The sequence below is a fragment of the Halomonas sp. CnH100-B genome, assembly GCF_024124605.1.
Classification (GTDB): Bacteria; Pseudomonadota; Gammaproteobacteria; order Pseudomonadales; family Halomonadaceae; genus Vreelandella.
In genome coordinates, this window is sequence record NZ_JAMXRX010000005.1 from 15,406 (window position 1) to 32,222 (window position 16,817).

Here is a 16,817-nt window from a genome sequence, read left to right on the forward strand (position 1 = left end):
CCTTTTAGCTCTCACAGGATACAGCGATGAGCCAAGCTCCTCTCCTTGCCGACACACCCCATAGCCATGAGCGGCTTCTGGTCATTTACACCGGCGGCACGATAGGCATGCAGCCCCAGGCCAACGGCTTAGCACCGGCCGGGGATTTTGCTGAACGCTTGGCCAAGGCGTTAAGCCAGCTTCCGTTGCGGGATCAGCCGCTGCTCCCAGCGTACGACATCATCAGCTATTCGCCGCTGATCGACTCCAGCGCAGCAACGCCCCTAACATGGCAGCAGCTGGCCACAGACATCGCCGAGCGCTTCGATCAATATCGCGGTTTCGCCGTGATCCATGGAACCGACACGTTGAGCTGGACTGCCGCCAGCCTGGCGTATCAGCTACAGGGCTTGGATCGTCCCGTCGTCTTGACGGGTGCGATGGCGCCGCTCGAAGCACCTAACAGCGACGCCTTGGACAACCTCTATGGCGCGTTGCGGTTTGCCGCCCATCCAGCGCTGCAGGAAGTGGCCATTTATTTTGCCAACCGGTTATTGCGGGGCACGCGTGCCATCAAGCAGCACAGTGAAGCCGCAGATGCCTTCACGTCACCGAACTATCCCTACTTGGGAGAGCGCATTGGAGACGATTTCATTCTGTTTCCAAGCCGTGGCTTAGCGTATCAGCAGCGCGGTGCGCCGCGTTTCGAACGAGTGGATTATCGGCCCGTGGCCCAGGGCGAGGTGGTCCGAATTACTCTTTGGCCAGGAATGGCCGCTTGGCAGTTGGACGCATGGCTTAGCCACCCAAGCATCAAAGGAGCCCTGTTACAGCTCTGGGGAGCGGGCAACCTGCCTGACGACCCCGCCCTGCTTGCCGTCATTGCCAAAGCGAGCGGTGAAGGCAAGCTGATCGCTACCATCAGCCAATGCCCACAGGGGCGGGTGCACATGGGTGCTTACGCGGCGGGAGACGGCCTAACCGACGCAGGAGTGCTCTCAGGCGATGACATGACGCCCGAGGCCGCCTACACCAAGCTGATCCACCTCATCGCTCAACCCATTTCTCTCGAGGACCGGCGGCGGCGCTTTTTGATGTCACTTGTGGGCGAGCGATAACGGAGCACCCGCTCCTGGACTGGCGTACTGGCTGATAACCGCTATGGTTAAACAACGCATTTAACATGTATTGACCACCGACGGGATAGGACGCCATCTATGGATCAGCCGGTACATCACTTTAGTGAACTGTTCGAGCAGCTTGGCTTACGTTCGGATGCGGATTCCATCGAGCGCTTCATCCAGCGCCATTCTCCGCTCCCCAAAGAGATGCCGCTGGCAGACGCTCCCTGCTGGAACGAGGGTCAAGCGGATTTTCTCAGAGAGGCCGTACAGGAAGACGCCGATTGGGCGGAAGTGGTCGACCACCTCGATACCTCCATGCACAAAACGACTTGACCGAAGAAGCGCCGCCCTGAAGAGCGGCGCTTAGCCATTCAGGCGCGCCTCGACCCGTTCGAGAATTTGTCGGCTTACTTTGCCCACCAAGGGTTTTGCGGCTTTATTGACGGCTTTTTCCATCAGACGATTACGAATGTCGTACTGCAACGTCAAGGCCACCTCCGTGCCTTCGGGCACGGCGCGAAGCTGGTAACGCCCTTGATTTTTGACGCCTTCCAACGACTCCCAAGCCAGCACGTGGGGCGGCTGAATCTCGGTGACCGCAACATCGAACGCCCAATCCATTCCCACCGCGCGAACGTGCCAGCGGTAGCGATTCTCCCCCAAACTATCGATGGAACGGATAAGATCCGAGTAATCGGCAAAATCTTCGACTCGGCGCAGAAGATCGAACACTCGCTCCGGGGGGGCTTTAACGATTTCACTATGTTCTATCGTGGCCATACGTGTCTTCCTAACGGCTTGGACGATTAGCTTAACATGGCAAACCGCTCCCACACACCGAATGAAACGTCAGCCGGTGCTGGTCAGATTCCTTGCTATTGCGTAAACTGCCGCCCTTCCGGACCGGACCCCGGAACACTGTCTTGCCAACCTGGCAAGGACGCATAAATTCTCCGACGATGAGCATTTCGTATGTCCCCAACCGCTTCATCTGACGCTAACGCGTCAGCCACCGTCGTGATTTACTCCGGCGGTATGGACTCCTTCACGGTCTTGCACCGCGCCATTCGTGAAGGGCTGACGGTCCACGCACTCTCCTTCGATTATGGTCAGCGCCACCGCCGAGAACTCGACACCGCTCGTCAAGTATGCGGCTCTCTAGGTATCCCTCACCAAGTCGTCGATATTCGCGCAATCCATGGGTTGATCGATAATTCGGCGCTGACCAACAGCGCCATCGATATGCCCACCGGTGACTATGACGCGAACAATCTGAGCGCGACGGTGGTGCCTAATCGCAATATGATTTTGCTGTCATTGGCCATCGCAAAAGCGGTCAACATTGGCGCCGAACGCGTGGATTACGGCGCGCACGGTGGCGACCACATCCTTTACCCAGACTGTCGCCCCGAGTTCGTCGATGCCATGAACCACGTCGCAAGCATTGCCAACTTCGAGCCGGTGGCACTGCATGCCCCATACTTGCACGCTCGGAAAGAGGACATCCTGCGTGATGGTTTAGCCATGGGCTTGGACTATCGCCAAACATGGACCTGCTATGAAGGCCGCGAGCTTGCCTGCGGCCAGTGCGGCAGCTGCCGTGAGCGATTAGCCGCCTTCGCAGCCAACCAGAGTGTCGACCCTCTCGACTATGCCATCGACACGGCACAAGGTGGCCGCTGATGTATCACGTCAAAGAGGCTTTCTACACTCTGCAAGGGGAAGGCGCCCAGGCAGGACGCGCCAGCGTCTTCTGTCGCTTTGCGGGCTGCAACCTGTGGTCAGGACGAGAGGCGGATCGCGAAAGCGCCAAATGCACCTTTTGCGATACCGACTTCATCGGCACGAACGGCATCAACGGCGGTCGGTTCGATACCGCTCAAGCGCTGGTCGACCACATCACAGCGCTGTGGCCCCAAGGAGCCAGCCATGCTGCGCCGTATGTGGTATTTACCGGTGGCGAACCGCTGTTACAGCTCGATAGCGATCTGATTGCCGCGCTACACAGCAAAGGCTTTGAAGTGGCAGTCGAGACCAATGGCACGGTGCCCGCCCCTGAAGGTATCGATTGGCTCTGCGTGAGCCCGAAGGGCAACAACCCGCTTGCGATCACCCAGGGCGATGAGCTGAAACTGGTCTACCCCCAACCCGATGCACCACCGGAACGATTCGCTCACCTCGCCTTTCGCCATTTTTTCTTACAGCCGATGGATCTCAGTGCCGTGGCGATAAAGCACATTGCCACCGATGGCGCAGAGACGGTGAACGCCACGACGGCCTATTGCATGGCCCACCCTCAGTGGCGATTGTCACTACAAACGCACAAAATCGCAGGATTCGAGTAATGGCACTATTCGTTAACCATCTGACCCACATCGACGTTTCCCTCTGGTGCCCCACGAAGGGTCTGGTTGGCTGTAGCTGGCAGGTAGATGCCCAACTCGAGGGGGAATTGGGTGAAGATGGTATGCTATTTGATTTCGGTGAAGTGAAGCCGTGGATCAAACGTACTTTGGACAACGGTCTGGATCACACGCTGCTGGTGCCCACTAAGGCGCCAGGGGTGGAGGTCAGTGAGTGCGAAGAGGGCCTCTGCCTTCGTACCACCACGCCTTATGCCATGGAGGTTCGCGGGCCAAAAGAAGCCTTTACGCTCCTCCCCTGGGAATCGATCACGCTACAGCGCGTGACCCGTCATCTCAGCGATCAACTCACCGAGCAGCGGCCAGTCAATGTGGAGCGCGTCACGCTGCTACTCAGCGATGAACACATTGATGGTGCGGCCTACGGCTACAGCCATGGGCTGAAGCGCCATGCTGGGAACTGCCAGCGAATTGCCCATGGGCACCGCTCCCGCTTACATATTTTCCAGGAGCAGCAGAGACAGCCGCAGCTTGAGCAGACGTGGAGCGCGTGGCTGGACAATCGGTATCTGCTGGAAGAGGCGGATATTGCCGAGCTGAGTGACACGCGGCTGACCTGCCGATATGAGGCGGCCCAAGGACGCTTCTCGATCACCCTGCCCGCCGAGCGCTGCAGCGTGCTCCCCAAACCGACCACGGTCGAAAACATCGCCCAGTGGCTAGCTGACCAAATTGCCCAGCAAACGGCCACCGCAACCACCGTCCACGCGTTCGAAGGCATCGACAAAGGTGCCACGGCACACGCATGAGCGACTTGATCACCAGCGACACGTCAGGGGGCTGCCGAGCAGGCTGCGGCGCTTGCTGCATCGCGCCGTCCATCAGCTCTCCTATTCCAGGTATGCCTAACGGCAAACCTGCAGGCGTGCGCTGTGTCCAGCTCGATGCCAACAACTTGTGCAAACTGTTTGGCAGCCCGCAGCGCCCCCGGGTGTGCGGGCAGTTCGATTACGACCCGTTGGTGTGTGGCGAGCACCGCGATGAGGCGCTCGCCACGCTGACGTGGCTAGAAGAGAGCACGCGCTAACGCTCAAACCTCGCTTTCGACACTCAATGAGTGAGGTAAACGGCGGTCCAGCAGGCTCACCCAGCGGACCAAGACCGGCGCATCACTGTGGCTCACCTCGCTCAACAGCCGACGGAAGGCCTCTTTGGCCGCCTGATCGTTGGGCGCAATTCGGGTTAGCCAAAGCTCCAGGGCCGCCAGCTCCTGATGGCGATTACCATGTTCCCGTGACTGGACGATCGCCATCTCGGCCAATGCCCTCACTTCACTGGCGGGGTGCCCCAGCAAATCACGCACTCTCGCCAATTGAGTCGCCAGCTCGGGTAAAAAGAGCGTGGTGCGCTCGCGAGCTATGACCAGACACTGATCCAGATACTCCTCGGCAGCCTTTAGTTCGCCCAGTTCGATACAGGCGTCCGAGTACCATAGGACAGGGCGCTGGAAGCGGTCTCGCCCGTTTAACTCGGCCATTTGATCCAGGCTGTCTCTCAACTGCACCAGCCCTGCGTGATCCCCTGCCATGGCCTTCTGCCAACCCAGCACGCCCTGGGCAGAAATTTGCCAAAGCTGTAGATCCGGGGTGCCGGTCATGGCGGCAGCACGCTCGGCGTGACGTGCCGCGAGATGCACGTGTCCCAACTGACGATACAGGGCAGCGGCAAACATCAGCGCCATGGCCAGCGTGCCCGGATGACCGATTTTCTCGGCCAGCCGAATGGCCGACGATACGTGGCGCTCGGCGCGCTGGTAGTCGCCACGCAAACAGAGCGCCCAGCCCTGGAAACAGGCCGCCGTGACCTGGGGATGATCCGAGAACGGCAGCCATTCGATCATCATTTGTGCATTGAGCGGATCGATCTCATCCAGATGATCGTGAGCCTGCTGAATGCGCCCGGCCCAGTACTCACAGTGCGCTCGCGCGTAGTCAGCCAAGCGACGATAGCGAGGGTCTTCCAGGCGCTCGGCGATGTCCGCCAGCGTGGACGCGAGGGCAAAAGCATCCGCGTGGGCGTACCGCTGGCTGCGGCCGACCCATAGCCCCCACTTCACGAGGAAAATTTGCTCCAAATCTTCCGGGTCGTCCAGGGTGTCACCTCCGGACTGACGCAAAAGCTCCCGCGCGCGCACGAAGCTCTCGTGAGCGGTGGGCGAACCGTGGCCTTCCAGCGCAAAAGCCGCTTGGCCTCGCACAGTCAGCAAGCTGACTTCGCGCTCTACCTCATGTTCGACATGGCGCAGGCTCGCCAAACCGAAGTCGGCCATTCGCAGCGCTGTACGATTGGCACTCACTTTCAGAGCCTCACGGGCAGACAGCTCGAAATAGCGCGCCCCCCGGGCGTAATGACCGCTGCGGCGTAGGTGCGTCGCGAAATCGCCAGGATGGCGGCTGATCCACACCGGGAAACGCTCTTCGATCAAGGTGACGACCTGCTGGTGCAACTTCACCCGCACGTCTCGTGGACAGGAGAGGTACGCCGCTTCTTGCAGAAGCTGATGGCTGAACTGGTACTCATGCTCACCACTCTCTTTGTCCACTGGCTCGATGATCTCCAAAAGGCGCATATGCTCCACCGCCTGGGAGAGCCGCGTCTTGTCCCATCCGCTACACTCGGCCAAGAAATCCAGACGGAAGCGCTTGCCCAGCACGGCAGCGATATGGGCGATCTCGCGATCTCCTTCCAACTGATCGATACGGCTGGCCAGTAGACCCAGCAACCCTTTCGGCAACTCATCGAACTGCACGCTGCGCCCTTCGCGGCGATCCATGTCTAGACGGCGACAAATCTCCTGCATATAGAGCGGCACACCGTCGCATCGCTCGATGATTTGGTTGCGCAAACGGGGGCTCAAATGCATTCGATACCGGCGGGAGAGTTGCGACAGCAGTCGCGACGACTGCAGCGCATCGAGTTTACCCAAGGTAATTTGCTGATCCCAATGCAGCTTCACCGGCAGCGATTCACGACCATGATGGCTCGCGACCAGCATGAATGCAGTATTGATGGGCAGACGCGCTTGTAACCCGGCAAGGACTTTGAAGGAGGGCTCGTCAAGCCACTGCAAATCATCGACCATCAAGACGAGGGTTTGGGTGCCTGCGCGCTGGTCGATCAGACGGTGCAGCAGTTTCACGACCAGCTCTACCGCTTCTCCGTTTTGTGTGAGCTGGGTGATTTCCTGAACGTCTCTAACGCCCAGCGCCTCTTCTAACAGCTGCTGTCGCGCATCGTCCAATGGCGTCTCGCCCAGCGATGACTGCAACTGATGCAGCGCTGCCAGCGTCGGCGTCGTATCGAGATGCCAAGCCAAGAGCGTGCGCGCGACGCCATACGGCTCTAACACCGATAGGCGTGTGGTGGGCTGCCAGCAGATGGCAGCATCGCGACTCAGTTCGAGCTGACGAAACCCCACCATCAACGCCGATTTCCCCATCCCAGACGCCCCGCGTACCAAAACGCTTTGGCGTAAACCAATGCCGGCCCTTGCCAGGGCATCCCGCAGGGTACGCAGCGACGTTTCGCGGCCGACCAGACTCGGCGGCAGCGCATCACGGCCACCCTCGTTCTGACCCAATACCAGTGCGCGCAAGCGAACGCGACCGTCGCTGGCCACTAGCCGCGAGACCAAGCGCGGCTGCAGATCTAGTGCGGGGGGCATGTGCTGGCTAGCTTCTTGCGAAATCACCAGTTCACTGCCTTCGGCAGCGCTCATCAATTCAAGCGATACCTGGGTGACTTGGCCCAGCGGGTCCGCAAACTGGCGCTCGGGCAGATAAACCACGCGGCCACTGTTGAGACCCGCCGCCAGCTCAAAGGAGGGAGCCTCGCCGTCGCCGCTCCAGTGGCGCTGGGTTTCCTGGGGGAGCGCTTGGCGACAGTGTTCGTAAAGCGCGACCAGCTCGGCGAGCTGGTGTGCTGGGCCATGCGTACCAAAGCATGCCAAGCCCAAGCCGCCGGTCGCCCCTGGAAGCCAAAAACCGCCCAAATGGTGGCATTGCTGCTCCAGCCAGCGCATCAGCTCTAGTTGAAGCGCAAGACAGTTGCGGGTAGCGGCGCGATCTTGCCAATCCCCTTTCAAACGCAAACGAATCGCCATGACCGATAGCTGGCGCAGCTCGATTTCATCTTCACGCAGCGGCTTGCTATCGGCGGCCAACGCGCGAGAAAAGGCCCCTTGGGGTGACATGGCGCGCGGGTCGTGGTGGCCGTCTGACCAGTAGCTCGCCAGCTGCAAAAAGCTGGGTTCCGGCTGCTGACCCGACAGCGCCAACAGCTGTAAATAGCTGTTGTACTGTTCGTGAGCGGCGGCCATTTGGTTCTTTTCTGCCAGTTGACGCACCAGCCGCTCATGGAAAGGCCCGTACCCTGAAAAGCGACTGACCAGCCCTTCCAGCATGCCGTCCGGCGTTTCGTCATGGGTCTCCAGCACCTGCTCGGCAAAGCGGATCACCCGTTGGCGCCACTCGTTGCGCACCTGAACGAGCCAGCGTTGGAATTCACTGCAGCTGGCGAGTTGAAGCTCTTCGATGAGATCGCCTTGGTAGCAGGCCATGACGTCTTCGAGAGTGTCTAGATCCTTAGGGCCTTCCAGTAGCTGCTGCAGATCGTGTAGATCGACCTGCCAGTGGGCCGGCAAGTGAAACGCAATCGTCTGACGAGAGACATTCAGCACTTGGTCGGCGTTGTCACCCATGGACTGGCGCAGGCAGTGCAAGGCGTGGCGCAAGTTGGTGCGCCCCGACGATAGCCCCTGATCTGGCCAAAGCAACTCCGCCAGCGCTGCCCGATTGACCGGCTGGCGATGCAACAGCAGATACACCAACAGGGCTTTCACTTTGTCGTAACTGAAATGAGTGAGTACGTCCTCCCCCTGCGTTAAGGAGAAGTGACCAAACAAGGTCAGTTGATCTGTCTGTTGAGCATCGCGCATGGAATACATCCTGCCTGGCTAGCGGCGGCTTAGGCGGGCACGCCGCTATGAAAACGAAACGCCGTATCGGGAGTCGTGATCAACTCCGCTTCACGTGCAACGAAGAAGGCAATGCGATCGTCGATCGGCTCATCGGTCTGTTGGCGGGCCAACAGCAGATAATCTTCGAAATGGCGTCCCTCTGACTTCACCAGCGTGCGGTAAAACTTTGCCAACTCTTCGTCTAGGTAAGGAATGAGCCGAGCAAAGCGCTCACAGCTTCGCGCTTCGATCAAAGCACCGATGATCAGCACATCGATCAAACGCTCGGGGTCATTGCTGCGTAAGTGTTGGCGCAGTCCTTCGGCATAGCGCGATGCCGTTAGGTGATGGTACGCCACCCCGCGCTTCTCCATGAGGCCGACGACCTGCTCGAAGTGGAGCAGCTCTTCACGAGCAAGCTGTGACATTTTACTGAGCAACAGCGGCTGATCCACGTAGCGATATAACAAGCTCATGGCCGTGGAAGCCGCTTTTTTCTCGCACTGTGCATGATCGATCAGCAGTGTTTCAGGATTGGCAAGCGCCCATTGAAGCCAGGTATCCGGCGTGGGGCAGGCAAGAAATTGATGAAGACTTTCAGGCAGCAGATCGTCCGCTTGAAGGGAGTGCTCTGCCGTTTTGAGTTCGACTAATTGTATAGACATAATACCGCTACCGAGCGTTTATCACACTATTGTACAATATATAAACGCCGTTGGCGTTTGTTCCCTAATAACCAAAGGCCGCTTATTAAATGACGGCTCAATTCTCATATAGCATATCGCTAATATATAAGCCCGATTTATTTGGTGCTCCACACACCCCATAAACCGCGTAATGACGCGCGATCCATCGTTATAAATCAGTGGCTATGGTAACGCGGCATCACAATAATCACACCCGCCCTTACCGTAAAACACCCCGATTGGTAAAAAACTTTCAGATATAAGGCACATTAACGAAAAAAACGGCTTGGAAGGAGCCGAATATCAGCGCCTCAACATAAAGTACAAGCAAGCACTTAGCTTGGCTTCTTAACATTGTCGACAGTTTCCCGTAGAATCTCGCTCATCCACCAGACGCTGTTTGTCAAGCGTATGTCACGTGTCCGAACGCCTCACCCACCGTGCTAGCAGTCGTTCGGCACCACTGAGTCATCACTACCAAGAAGATGAGAGGGCCCCAACGTGCTTGAAGCTTACCGCCAACATGTCGAGGAACGCGCCGCAGAGGGCGTCCCACCCAAGCCCCTGACTGCCGAGCAAGTCGCGGCCTTGATCGAATTGCTCAAAGCGCCCCCGGCCGGTGAAGAGGAGTTCATCCTCGACTTGATCACCAACCGCGTGCCCCCCGGTGTCGACGAAGCGGCTTACGTCAAAGCCGGCTTTTTGACCGCGATTGCCAAAGGGGAAGCAACCTCTCCTCTGATCGACAAAATTCATGCCGTCAAGCTGCTCGGCACCATGCAGGGCGGTTACAACATCGTCTCTATGGTGGAGCTGCTGGATAACGAAGAACTGGCCCGCGAAGCCGGTGAACAGCTCAAGCACACTCTGCTGATGTTCGATGCTTTCCACGATGTGGAAGAGCGCGCCAAACAAGGCAATGCCGTCGCCAAAGATGTGATCCAATCCTGGGCCGATGCCGAGTGGTTCCTCTCCAAGCCGGCGCTGGAAGAGAAAATCACCCTCACCGTATTCAAGGTACCCGGTGAAACCAACACCGACGATCTCTCCCCCGCCCCGGACGCTTGGTCACGCCCCGATATACCGCTGCATGCCAACGCCATGCTCAAAAACGAGCGCGAAGGCATCGAGCCTGAAGTACCGGGTACCACGGGCCCGCTCAAGCAGATCGAAGACGTCAAAGCCAAAGGCTTTCCAGTGGCCTATGTCGGCGACGTCGTCGGCACCGGCTCTTCGCGTAAATCCGCCACCAACTCCGTACTGTGGTTCTTCGGTGACGACATTCCTTATGTCCCGAACAAGCGTGCTGGCGGTTTCTGCTTTGGCGGCAAAATCGCACCGATCTTTTTCAACACCATGGAAGACTCCGGTGCACTGCCCGTAGAAATGGACGTTTCCAAACTGGAAATGGGCGACGTCATCGACGTTTACCCCTATGAAGGCAAAGTGTGCAAACACGGCACCGATGACGTGCTGACCACCTTCGAACTGAAAACTCAGCTCATTCTTGATGAGGTGCGTGCTGGCGGCCGCATTCCGTTGATCATTGGCCGAGGCCTGACCGGCAAAGCGCGTGAGTCGTTGGGCTTAGCGCCCTCTGATGTCTTCCGCCTGCCAGATCAGCCGGCCGATACCGGCAAAGGCTTTACGCTAGCGCAGAAGATGGTGGGTAAGGCTTGCGGCATGGACGGCGTTCGTCCCGGCATGTACTGCGAACCGAAGATGACCACCGTAGGCTCTCAGGATACCACGGGGCCGATGACCCGTGACGAGCTGAAAGACCTGGCATGTCTTGGTTTCCAAGCCGATCTGGTCATGCAGTCGTTCTGCCACACGGCGGCATATCCGAAGCCAGTAGATGTGGACACTCACCACACCCTGCCGGACTTCATCATGAACCGTGGCGGCGTTTCGCTGCGCCCCGGCGACGGTATCATCCACAGCTGGTTGAACCGCATGCTGCTGCCGGATACCGTGGGAACTGGCGGTGACTCCCACACCCGCTTCCCGCTGGGCATCTCGTTCCCTGCCGGTTCTGGCCTGGTGGCCTTCGCCGCCGCTACGGGCGTCATGCCGCTGGACATGCCGGAATCCGTTCTGGTGCGCTTCAAAGGCAAGCGCCAGCCGGGCGTTACGCTACGCGATCTGGTTCACGCCATTCCGCTGTACGCGATTAAGCAAGGTCTGCTGACGGTCGAGAAATCCGGCAAGAAAAACGCCTTCTCTGGTCGCGTGCTGGAGATCGAAGGCCTGGAAGACCTCACCGTCGAGCAGGCATTCGAGCTTTCCGATGCCTCCGCTGAGCGTAGCGCTGCTGGCTGCACCATCACGCTGTCTGAAGAGAGCGTGACCGAGTACCTGAAATCCAACATCACACTGCTGAAGTGGATGATTGCCAACGGTTACGGCGATGAGCGTACTATCAGCCGCCGTATCGAAGGCATGGAAGCATGGCTGGCGAACCCGAGCCTGATGCGTGCCGACAAAGACGCAGAATACGCCGAAGTCATCGAGATCGATCTCTCTGACATCAAAGAGCCGGTACTCTGCGCCCCGAACGACCCGGACGACGCCCGCTTACTGTCTGACGTTGCCGGCGAAAAAATCGACGAGGTATTTATCGGTTCGTGCATGACCAACATTGGTCACTTCCGCGCGGCAGGTAAACTGCTCGAGAAACAGCCTGCGGGCAGCCTGAAAACCCGTCTGTGGCTCGCACCACCGACAAAAATGGATCAGCACCAGCTGACCGAAGAGGGTTACTACGGCATCTATGGCCGTGCAGGCGCTCGCATGGAAATGCCGGGATGCTCTCTGTGTATGGGTAACCAGGCACGCGTTGCAGCGAAAAGCACCGTGGTGTCCACGTCTACACGTAACTTCCCGAACCGTCTGGGCGATGGTGCAAATGTTTACCTCGCCTCGGCAGAGCTAGCAGCGGTTGCTGCTGTAGAAGGTCGTCTGCCGACCGTTGATGAGTATCAGCGTTACATGGGTGAGTTTGACGCCATGGCAGGCGAGATCTATCGTTACATGAACTTCCACGAAATCGAGGAGTATCAAAAAATCGCCTCGAACGTGATTCCGGTAGCCCAAGAGGCTTAATCGCCAGTGGCACCGACCCATCGCCGATGCTCGCAACATCGCAGCCAGGGTAATACCTCGCTGAGCCGATGACAGAACGCCCCTTCCTTTCGAGGTTGGGGCGTTTTTTATGACGCTGTGAACCATAGTGCCGTCAACACAGGAGTCAACGATGACAACGACAACTCAAGTGGTTACGCCCGATCTGTGCGACGCTTACCCCGATGTCGAGGTGCTCGAGCCTCTCTTTGCAAACTTCGGCGGTGTCGACAGCTTTTATGGTCCCATTCGTACGGTAAAGTGCTTCGAAGACAACTCCCTAGTGAAGCAGGCCGTGGCGGAGCCCGGTGAAGGCGCCGTGCTGGTAGTGGATGCTGGTGGGTCGCATCGCTGCGCCATGCTCGGCGACATGCTAGCGGAGCAGGCCGCACAAAACGGCTGGGCCGGGGTCGTCATGTATGGCTGTGTCCGAGATGTCGATATCCTGGCCACCCTTCCACTAGGTGTCCAGGCACTGGGCAGCCACCCACGTAAAAGTGATAAACGCGGCGAGGGCCAGCGAGACGTTGCGGTCACGTTCGCGGGTGTCACGCTGCGCGTTGGTCAATGGCTCTATGCCGACAACAACGGCATTCTCATAGCCGAGCAGCCGTTAAAGCTCTCTTGAACCCACTTGCCAGGGGTGGCAGAGAGTGCCACCCTGAGGCTTCACTCTGACACTTTTGTGACCATGCAGCCGCTCACCTCATTAGGCCATGCCCTCCTTCGCACCCTGCGAGACCATCTCCGTCCACTGATTGCTTATCACCTGCTATTTACCCTGCTGGCCTCTGCCTTATTGGTTCCAGCCGTTGCTTGGCTGTCCCAGCGCTTGCTGGCGCAGCTCAATCGCACGGTGGTTACGACGGACGCGCTCTTGGCGCTGCTTTTCAGCCCTACAGGGTTACTGGTCATGCTGGTCGGCCTTGGCCTGACGTTTTTACTGATCTACTGGCAGCAGGCGGGCATGCTGCACGTTGCGGTGAGGCCGAAAGACCACCACTACCGACTGGCACTCGAGGCGTTGTGGCTAAGCACTCGACGACTTCCGGCGCTGGCGCTGCTGGTCATCCTGCAAGTGGGCAGCCACCTGCTGCTCATGGCCCCCTTTATGTTGGCGCTGACGTGGCTGTATGAGCTGTGGCTGAGCGGCATCGATCCTTACTATCTTCAGCGCGTCCGCCCACCGGTGCTGTGGTATTTTCTGGCGTGCGCGCTTCCGCTCGTCACGCTGTGGATGCTGCTAGCCGCATGGCTGTACTTACGCTGGCTGTTGGCACTGCCGCTCGTGGCTTTGGAAACCTGCTCGCCTTTACAAGCGCTAAAACGAAGCGTTCGCTTGACCCGCGGCTGGCATCGTTCGATTGGCGGCGCGGTACTTACTCTGTTACTGATCATCATCAGCCTACCCATCGTCATTACATGGCTGTTCGACAGCATAGTCACGCCGTTACTGTGGTGGCTCCCCGAGCATAACGCCTTGTTGATACCGGCGATGCTGGCCTACTTGACTGGCTACGTATTAATCACCCTGACCCTCACCTTTCTGGGTATTGCCACTAACGCTCTGCTGTCGGCTTGTCTATACGTACAACTGGCCCATCAAGAACCCCGCCCAGCGCCACCGACGGCCGATGCACACTCTGGACGCATGGCATGGGCACTGGAGCTCAGTGTCCTGCTTTTGGCAGGTCTGCAAGCATGGTGGATTCTCAACAGCTTCGAGATCCGCGACAGCGTAACCATCATTGCCCATCGCGGCAGCTCCATGGTGGCACCGGAGAATACGCTGGCGGCCGTCACGCAGGCATTGGAGGATGGAGCCCACGCCGTTGAGCTGGATGTTCGTTTGAGCGCCGATCAACAGGTTATGCTGTATCACGACCGCACGCTTGCTCGGCTCACCGGCGATCCACGGGAATTTGGTGATCTGACGCGTCGAGAGTTGAACGACATCGATGTAGGCAGCTGGTTTGGCGACGCGTTCCAGAACGAGCGCATCGCTGGGCTGGATGACGCCTTGCGCACCGTTCGCGGTCGGGCGTCACTGATGATCGATATGAAAGCGCTACCGGGCCAAGAGCAAGCGCTCGCACACGCGGTCATCGAGACGCTGAATCAGGAGAGTGACATTCGCTATCGCTGCTGGGCGACGCAGCAGAGCGCACTGACCGGCATGGCCGCTTGCGGTTTTCCCAATGCGCTGATGGAGATGCGCATGGCGACCATGTCACCTGACTTGGTACGCTTCATCAAAGCGCAGGCGCCCGAACTACGGGTGACACTGCTGGCGCAGCTAATACTGCCGGGCACGCTGGATCGTCGCCAGTTTGACGCGCTGGGGTTGCGTCATAACCGTATTAGCGGACAGGAAGTTCGTTTGGCGGCTCGTTTTGGGTACGAAATTCATGCCTGGACGGTCAATGACCGAGCACGCATGTCGGCGCTGATTGACTTAGGGGTCGATGCCATCATCACCGACTACCCAGATCGGCTGCGTGCTCTCATCGAAGACCGCCGTGCTCTCAGCGACGGCGGCCTCATGTTGGTTAAGCTACGTAACTGGCTACGCCAGTGACAGCGAGTCTTACTCGCCCATGACGACGCCTTCACGACGAGGGTCGGCACCGCCGTACAGGGTGCCATCTTCCAAACGCTGGATGGCTTGCAAGCCGCTCGTCAACTCACGCTCACTGACGGTATGGCCACGTTCACGCAGTGATTCGATCGTCGATTCGGGAAAACGCCCCTCTTCCAGGTAAACATCCCCCCCTAGGGTAATCGCGTGGGGGAGATTCAACGCCTCTTGGGCGTTCAACCCCCAATCGCGCATGGCCGCCAGCGTGCGCGCCGTGTAGTGAATGATGGCCGCTCCCCCCGGGGAGCCTAGGCTCGCCACCAGGTCACCGGTTTCCTGGTCGAACACCAGGGTCGGGCTCATACTAGAGCGGGGTCGCTTACCCGGCTCGACGCGGTTGGCCACTGGCTGGCCATCGATCTCTGGGGTAAACGAGAAATCCGTTAGCTCATTGTTGAGCAAGTAACCGCCGGGCAGGTCGGTCCCGCCATCCGCCAGTAGTCGAGATCCAAAGGCCTGTTCGATCGTCGTGGTCATCGCGATGGCATTGCCGTCGGCATCGACGATGCTGATGTGGCTCGTGCCATACTCGGGCTGCTCCGGCTGGCTGGCAAAGCTAACGGTGAGTTCGCCTGGGTTACCAGGCTCGGCGCTTTCTCCCATGCTCTCGTCGCCGATGAGCTGGCTACGCTTGTCCAGGTAATCGGGCGCCAGCATCAGCGACCAGTCGCCGCCGGGTGCATCGACGAAGTCAGGATCGGCGATGTAGCGACCACGGTCAGCAAAGGCCAGTCGAGAGGCTTCCAAGAACTGATGCAACCAACCGCTGCTGGTCACGCCATCCTCCAGCGGCGCTTCGAGCAGCGGCTGCTGGTCCATCATACCTAGAATCTGCATGACGGTAAGATGACCCGACGAGGGGGGAGGAAAACCACACACCTCCCACTGCTGCCAGGGAGTACACAGCGGCTCACGCTCTAACGACTGATAACCGCTGATATCCTCCAGTGTGATGGTACCTGGCCGGACGGGGTGTGATTGCACTTGCTCGACCAAATCCTCCGCGACCGCTCCTTCATAAAATGCGGCGCTGCCTTCCTCCGCGATAAGGCGCAAAATGGCAGCCAACGCAGGATTTTTTAGAGAGGTACCCACCTCAAGCGGTTCGCCATCGGCTGTGTAGTAAAATGCCCGGGCACGCTCGTTCTGACGCAAGGCCTCGTCGTTGGCAAGACTGGTATGCAGTCGCTGACTGACGGCAAACCCCTCCTCTGCCAACGTGATCGCAGGCTCGAAGAGCGCTTCCCAAGGGAGCTGTCCGTGCTCGGCGTGGGCTTGCTCCAACATGCGTACCGTACCGGGCACACCCACTGAGAGACCGCTGGCCACGGCATCCATAAAGGGCAGCGGCTCACCGTTTTCCATGAATAGCTCCCCAGTGGCTGCGGCAGGCGCCGTTTCGCGGCCATCGTAGGCTTGCACCTTCGCTCCGTCGAAGTGCATTAAAAAAGCGCCACCGCCGATACCGCTGGACTGCGGTTCGACCAGTGTCAATACCATTTGTACGGCTACTGCCGCATCGATGGCATTGCCACCCGCTTTGAGCACTTGGTAGCCTGCATCGGTGGCTAGCGGGTTCGCTGCCGCCACGGCAAAGGTGTCAGCCGCCCAACCGGGCTTCTCTTCGAAACCTGATCCCACTTCCGGTGTAATGGAGGGTGTCTCGTAACTAAACCCCCAGCTCACCATTGGCACCAGCAGTAAACCAGTCAGTGAGAGTGCCCTTGTTGGCCGCATCGCTTTTCTCCTTGAAACCTTCGCGCTGACGTTAACATCCTAGGCGGAATCGCCCGGTCGTCGTTCAAACAACAGCGTAGCCTATAAAACGACTGCGCCCGACACAATGGTCGGGCGCAAAATAGCAAGCACGCTAAGCGTATGAACAAT

General features: G+C 58.8%; 13 protein-coding genes. 9 read left to right on the forward strand and 4 right to left on the reverse strand.

From position 1 onward, the window contains the following. Positions 1-26 precede the first annotated feature (26 nt). Both NH398_RS12350 and NH398_RS12355 read left to right on the forward strand, forming a co-directional pair. Positions 27-1,097: an asparaginase gene (locus NH398_RS12350; RefSeq protein ID WP_253018806.1), complete on the forward strand. Its 1,071-nt coding sequence runs from the start codon at positions 27-29 to the stop codon at positions 1,095-1,097. 99 nt (positions 1,098-1,196) lie between these two features. After that, positions 1,197-1,436 carry a DUF2789 domain-containing protein gene (locus NH398_RS12355; RefSeq protein ID WP_253018807.1) on the forward strand — a complete coding sequence of 80 codons (240 nt, stop codon included), beginning with the start codon at positions 1,197-1,199 and terminating at the stop codon, positions 1,434-1,436. A 30-nt stretch (positions 1,437-1,466) separates the two neighbouring features. Here NH398_RS12355 and NH398_RS12360 read toward each other — a convergent pair whose 3' ends face one another. Then, positions 1,467-1,883, reverse strand: coding sequence for an SRPBCC family protein (locus tag NH398_RS12360; protein WP_253018808.1), 417 nt, complete (start codon positions 1,881-1,883; stop codon positions 1,467-1,469). A gap of 192 nt (positions 1,884-2,075) precedes the next feature. On the opposite strand from NH398_RS12360, the gene queC reads away from it, so the two are divergent. From queC to NH398_RS12380, 4 genes are read left to right on the forward strand one after another with little or no spacing between them, the layout of a single operon-like run. Further along, positions 2,076-2,786 (forward strand): 7-cyano-7-deazaguanine synthase QueC, encoded by a 711-nt coding sequence (queC, locus tag NH398_RS12365; protein ID WP_253018809.1) that lies wholly within the window; start codon positions 2,076-2,078, stop codon positions 2,784-2,786. Further along, the gene (queE, locus tag NH398_RS12370; RefSeq protein ID WP_253018810.1) at positions 2,786-3,448 is read left to right on the forward strand and encodes a 7-carboxy-7-deazaguanine synthase; all 663 of its coding nucleotides are present in this window, start codon (positions 2,786-2,788) and stop codon (positions 3,446-3,448) included. Before queC ends, queE begins: the two co-directional genes overlap by 1 nt. Further along, a complete protein-coding gene (locus tag NH398_RS12375) occupies positions 3,448-4,275 on the forward strand; it encodes a 6-carboxytetrahydropterin synthase (RefSeq protein WP_253018811.1) in 828 nt (275 codons plus the stop codon). Before queE ends, NH398_RS12375 begins: the two co-directional genes overlap by 1 nt. Beyond that, complete coding sequence (locus tag NH398_RS12380) at positions 4,272-4,553, forward strand: YkgJ family cysteine cluster protein (RefSeq protein ID WP_159341997.1); 282 nt, start codon at positions 4,272-4,274, stop codon at positions 4,551-4,553. The genes NH398_RS12375 and NH398_RS12380 overlap by 4 nt, the downstream gene beginning before the upstream one ends. Before the next feature lie 3 nt (positions 4,554-4,556). Here NH398_RS12380 and NH398_RS12385 read toward each other — a convergent pair whose 3' ends face one another. Continuing rightward, positions 4,557-8,462, reverse strand: a complete 3,906-nt coding sequence (locus tag NH398_RS12385) for an AAA family ATPase (protein ID WP_253018812.1) — start codon at positions 8,460-8,462, stop codon at positions 4,557-4,559. A 29-nt stretch (positions 8,463-8,491) separates the two neighbouring features. Beyond that, the gene (locus tag NH398_RS12390; protein ID WP_159341995.1) at positions 8,492-9,148 is read right to left on the reverse strand and encodes a tRNA-(ms[2]io[6]A)-hydroxylase; all 657 of its coding nucleotides are present in this window, start codon (positions 9,146-9,148) and stop codon (positions 8,492-8,494) included. A gap of 522 nt (positions 9,149-9,670) precedes the next feature. Here NH398_RS12390 and acnB point away from each other — a divergent pair. From acnB to NH398_RS12405, 3 genes are all read left to right on the forward strand, one after another. Continuing rightward, entirely contained in the window at positions 9,671-12,274 is a 2,604-nt protein-coding gene (acnB, locus tag NH398_RS12395; RefSeq protein ID WP_253018813.1) for a bifunctional aconitate hydratase 2/2-methylisocitrate dehydratase, read from the forward strand. 151 nt (positions 12,275-12,425) lie between these two features. Further along, complete coding sequence (gene rraA, locus NH398_RS12400) at positions 12,426-12,920, forward strand: ribonuclease E activity regulator RraA (RefSeq protein ID WP_159341994.1); 495 nt, start codon at positions 12,426-12,428, stop codon at positions 12,918-12,920. 63 nt (positions 12,921-12,983) lie between these two features. After that, positions 12,984-14,870, forward strand: coding sequence for a glycerophosphodiester phosphodiesterase family protein (locus NH398_RS12405; protein WP_253018814.1), 1,887 nt, complete (start codon positions 12,984-12,986; stop codon positions 14,868-14,870). A 9-nt stretch (positions 14,871-14,879) separates the two neighbouring features. On the opposite strand, the gene ggt is transcribed toward NH398_RS12405, so the two are convergent. Beyond that, a complete protein-coding gene (gene ggt, locus NH398_RS12410) occupies positions 14,880-16,667 on the reverse strand; it encodes a gamma-glutamyltransferase (RefSeq protein WP_253018815.1) in 1,788 nt (595 codons plus the stop codon). Positions 16,668-16,817: the final 150 nt, after the last annotated feature.